The organism is Cellulomonas endophytica, from assembly GCF_004123805.1.
Taxonomy (GTDB): domain Bacteria; phylum Actinomycetota; class Actinomycetes; order Actinomycetales; family Cellulomonadaceae; genus Cellulomonas; species Cellulomonas endophytica.
This window is the reverse complement of the sequence record NZ_RWJX01000137.1, coordinates 1-3,812: the sequence shown is the minus strand read 5'-3', so window position 1 is coordinate 3,812 and position 3,812 is coordinate 1. Positions and strand designations below refer to the sequence as shown.

The window sequence follows — 3,812 nt, the reverse complement described above, 5'->3', positions numbered from 1 at the left end:
CCGGCGGCGGTGGGGCCACGGCCGGGGCCGCGGCGCGGGGGCCGGCGGGGTGCGCGGGCGGGGAGGGGAGGCGTGGCACGGTCGGTGCTCCCGGGCGGACGCGCGACGGTCCGCCCCCGTCCTCTCGGGCGCGTCCGCCGCCGGCACCAGCCTGGCGCGGGGGCCGGGCCGCCACCACCGCTGGGCTCCGGGACGGGTCGCGGCCGGGTCGCGCGGCGGCCGCGGGCCGCGTCGGGGACGATGGCACCGGCGCGCAGGGCGCGGGCGGAGGGCGAGGTGGCGACCGTGGGCACGGCCCGGCTGCGGATCACGGTCGTGGTCCCGGCCCGCGACGAGGAGCGGCTGCTGCCCCGCCTCCTGGCCTCGCTGGCCGCGCAGGACCGGCCGGCCGACGAGGTGGTCGTCGTCGACAACGGCAGCACGGACCGGACCGCGGAGCTGGCCCGGGCGGCGGGCGCCCGCGTCGTCGTGGAGCCCGTGCCGGGGGTGTGGCCCGCCGCCGCCGCCGGCTACGACGCCGCCACCGGGGACGTCGTCGCCCGCTGCGACGCCGACTGCGTGCTGCCGCCCGGGTGGCTCGCCGCGCTCGAGCGGGCCCTGCTCGACGACCCCGCCGCGCTCGCCGTCACCGGCCCGGGCGTCTTCGCGGGCCTGCCGCGGCCGCTGCGGATGGCCGCGGACGTGCTCTACATGCGCGCGTACTTCGTCGCGGCGGGCGCGGCGCTCGGGGGCGTCCCGCTCTTCGGGTCGAGCCTCGGGCTGCGCCGCTCCGCGTGGCGGGCGGTCCGCGACGAGGTGCACCGGGACGCGGACGTGCACGACGACCTCGACCTGTCCTTCCACCTGCCGCCGGGCTCCACGCGTTACGTGCCCGGCATGGCGGTGGAGGTGCACCACCGGCCCTTCACGTCCGTCCGCGCCCTCGTGCGGCGGTACCGGCGCGGGTGGCGCTCCGTGATGCTGCACTGGCCGGGGCGGGCGCCGTGGGTCGAGCCGCAGCGGCGGGCGCGCGCGGCGCCGGGCCGGTCACCCGGGCGGACCCGGTGACGGGGGCACGGCGGCCCCGGCGGCCCCGGCCGGCCCCGGCAGGTCCGGAGCCGTCCTGTCCGAGCCGCACAAGGGCGGCGCGCGGGGCGTTGTGGGGTCCCTCCCGGCGAACCTACGGTTGCGTAGCCTACGCTGACGTAGGTTGACGACGGCCGCCCCCTGCGACCGCCGACCGCCGTGTGCGAGAGGAGCACCACGTGCCCCGGACCGTGTCGGGACCCCCGCCCAGCACCGCGCCGCCCGCAGCCCTGCGCGTCCCGGACGGGTCGCCGGGCCCCCTGCCCGACGGCACCGGCCCGCTGAGCGACGAGGGGCTCGTCCGGCTCCTCGACCCCGCCGGCGTGCGGCACCCGGACCCGGCGCTCGACCCGTACGTCGCGCACCTGGACGCGGCGGCGCTGCGCGGCCTGCTGCGGGACATGGTGCTCGTGCGGCGGTTCGACGCGGAGGCCACCGCGCTGCAGCGCCAGGGCGAGCTCGCCCTGTTCGCGCCCGCGCTGGGGCAGGAGGCGGCGCAGGTCGGCTCGGGCCGCGCCCTCGCGCCCCAGGACCACGTGTTCCCGTCCTACCGCGAGCACGGCGTGGCGCACACCCGCGGCGTCGACCTCGCGGACGTGCTGCGGCTCTTCCGCGGCGTGGACCACGGCGGCTGGGACCCCGCGGCGCACGGCTTCCACCTCTACACGCTCGTCATCGGCTCGCACACGCTGCACGCGGTGGGCTACGGCATGGGCGTCCAGCGCGACGGCCTCGTCGGGACGGGGGACCCCGCCCGCGACACCGCGGTCGTCGCCTACTTCGGCGACGGCGCCACGGCGCAGGGCGACGTGAGCGAGGCCCTCGTCTTCGCCGCGGTGAACCAGGCGCCCGTCGTGCTCTTCTGCCAGAACAACCAGTGGGCCATCTCCGAGCCGACGACCCGCCAGGCCCGCGTGCCGCTGGCCGACCGTGCGCCCGGCTTCGGGGTGCCGTCCGTGCGGGTCGACGGCAACGACGTGCTCGCCACCTACGCCGTGACGGCCCAGGCGCTCGAGCGGGCGCGCAGCGGCGGCGGGCCGACCTTCGTCGAGGCGTTCACCTACCGCATGGGCGCGCACACCACCTCCGACGACCCCCTGCGCTACCGCTCGCGGGAGGAGGAGGAGCACTGGCGGCGCCGCGACCCGATCGACCGCCTGCAGCGGCACCTCGAGGCCGCAGACGAGCTGCCCGCCGGCTCTCTCGTCGACCTCGAGCACGAGGCCGACGCCCTCGGCGAGCGGCTGCGCACGACCGTGCGGGCGATGGGCCGCCCCGAGGTCGCGTCGATGTTCGAGCACGTGTACGCCACCCCGCACGCCGGTGTCGACGCCGACCGTGCGGCCTTCGAGCGGTACGAGGCGTCCCTGGACGGGGCGCCCGAGGGAGGTCACCGATGACGACCGCCACGCCCGCCCGCACCGGGACGGCCGACGGGGACCCCGCCGGCCGCGGCGCCGCGTCGACGGCCGCCTCGACCGCCACGTCGAGCGCGGCCTCCCCGACCCGCGCCGGCCAGCGCGCCACGACCCACGGCCCCGCCGCGCCCGTCGAGCTGCCGCACGGCACGCAGCGCCTCACCCTGGCGCGCGCCCTGACGCTCGGCCTCCAGCGGGCGCTGGCCACGGACCCGTCCGTGCTGCTCATGGGCGAGGACATCGGCGCCCTCGGCGGCGTCTTCCGCGTCACCGACGGGCTCCAGGCGCAGTTCGGCGAGCAGCGGGTCGTCGACACCCCGCTGGCGGAGTCCGGCATCGTCGGGACGGCCATCGGGCTGGCCCTGCGCGGCTACCGGCCCGTGTGCGAGATCCAGTTCGACGGCTTCATCTTCCCGGCGTTCGACCAGATCACGACCCAGCTGGCCAAGATGCGCTACCGCTCCCGCGGCCGGCTCGCGGTGCCCGTCGTCATCCGCGTGCCCTACGGCGGCGGCATCGGCGCGGTGGAGCACCACAGCGAGGACCCCACGGCCCTCTTCGCGCACACGCCCGGGCTGCGGATCGTCACGCCCGCCTCGCCCGCCGAGGCCTACACGATGATCCAGCAGGCCGTGGCCTCGCCGGACCCCGTGATGTTCTTCGAGCCCAAGGGCCGGTACTGGGAGAAGGGCGACGTCGACCTCGACGCGCCCCTGCCGTCCGCGCACCCCGACGCCGCGCCCGGCGACGGCGGCGGAGCGGTCGCCGGCGACGGCGGGCTCGACCGCTCCCGCGTGGTGCGGGCCGGGACCGACGTCACCGTCGTGGCGTACGGGCCGACCGTGGGCACCGCGCTCAAGGCGGCCGACGTCGCCGCGCGCGAGGGCACGAGCCTCGAGGTCGTCGACCTGCGCACCCTGTCCCCGCTGGACCTCGACCCCGTGGTCGCCTCCGTGCGGCGCACGGGCCGCTGCGTCGTGGTGCACGAGGCACCCGTGGCGCACGGCACCGGGGCCGAGGTCGCCGCCCGGGTGCAGGAGGAGTGCTTCTTCAGCCTGGAGTCGCCCGTGCTGCGCGTCGGCGGGTGGGCCACGCCCTACCCCGTCGCCCGGCTCGAGCACGACTACCTGCCGAGCGTGGACCGGCTCCTCGACGCCGTCGACCGCGCGCTCGCCGTCTGACCCGAGGAGCACCGTGCCCACGTACCAGCAGTTCCTCCTGCCCGACGCCGGGGAGGGCCTGACCGAGGCCGAGATCGTCACCTGGTTCGTCGCCCCGGGCGACACCGTGACGGTCAACCAGGCCATCGTCGAGATCGAGACCGCCAAG

4 protein-coding genes are annotated in these 3,812 nt (G+C 78.0%); all 4 read left to right on the top strand.

Annotation, left to right across the window (positions count from 1 at the left end):
• The first annotated feature begins 276 nt into the window (after positions 1 to 276).
• Positions 277 to 1,047, top strand: coding sequence for a glycosyltransferase family 2 protein (locus EJA20_RS18140; RefSeq protein ID WP_205687577.1), 771 nt, complete (start codon positions 277 to 279; stop codon positions 1,045 to 1,047).
• A 197-nt stretch (positions 1,048 to 1,244) separates the two neighbouring features.
• Entirely contained in the window at positions 1,245 to 2,465 is a 1,221-nt protein-coding gene (locus tag EJA20_RS18135; protein ID WP_420836458.1) for a thiamine pyrophosphate-dependent enzyme, read from the top strand.
• Positions 2,462 to 3,664: an alpha-ketoacid dehydrogenase subunit beta gene (locus EJA20_RS18130; RefSeq protein WP_129339908.1), complete on the top strand. Its 1,203-nt coding sequence runs from the start codon at positions 2,462 to 2,464 to the stop codon at positions 3,662 to 3,664. Before EJA20_RS18135 ends, EJA20_RS18130 begins: the two co-directional genes overlap by 4 nt.
• A gap of 13 nt (positions 3,665 to 3,677) precedes the next feature.
• The coding region (locus EJA20_RS18125) for a biotin/lipoyl-containing protein (protein ID WP_205687578.1) at positions 3,678 to 3,812 on the top strand (135 nt) is incomplete at its 3' end.

Excerpts from the sequence above, each read along its gene's own strand:
- EJA20_RS18130 (WP_129339908.1), top strand. The coding sequence starts at position 2,462 with ATGACGACCGCCACGCCCGCCCGCACCGGGACGGCCGACGGGGACCCC.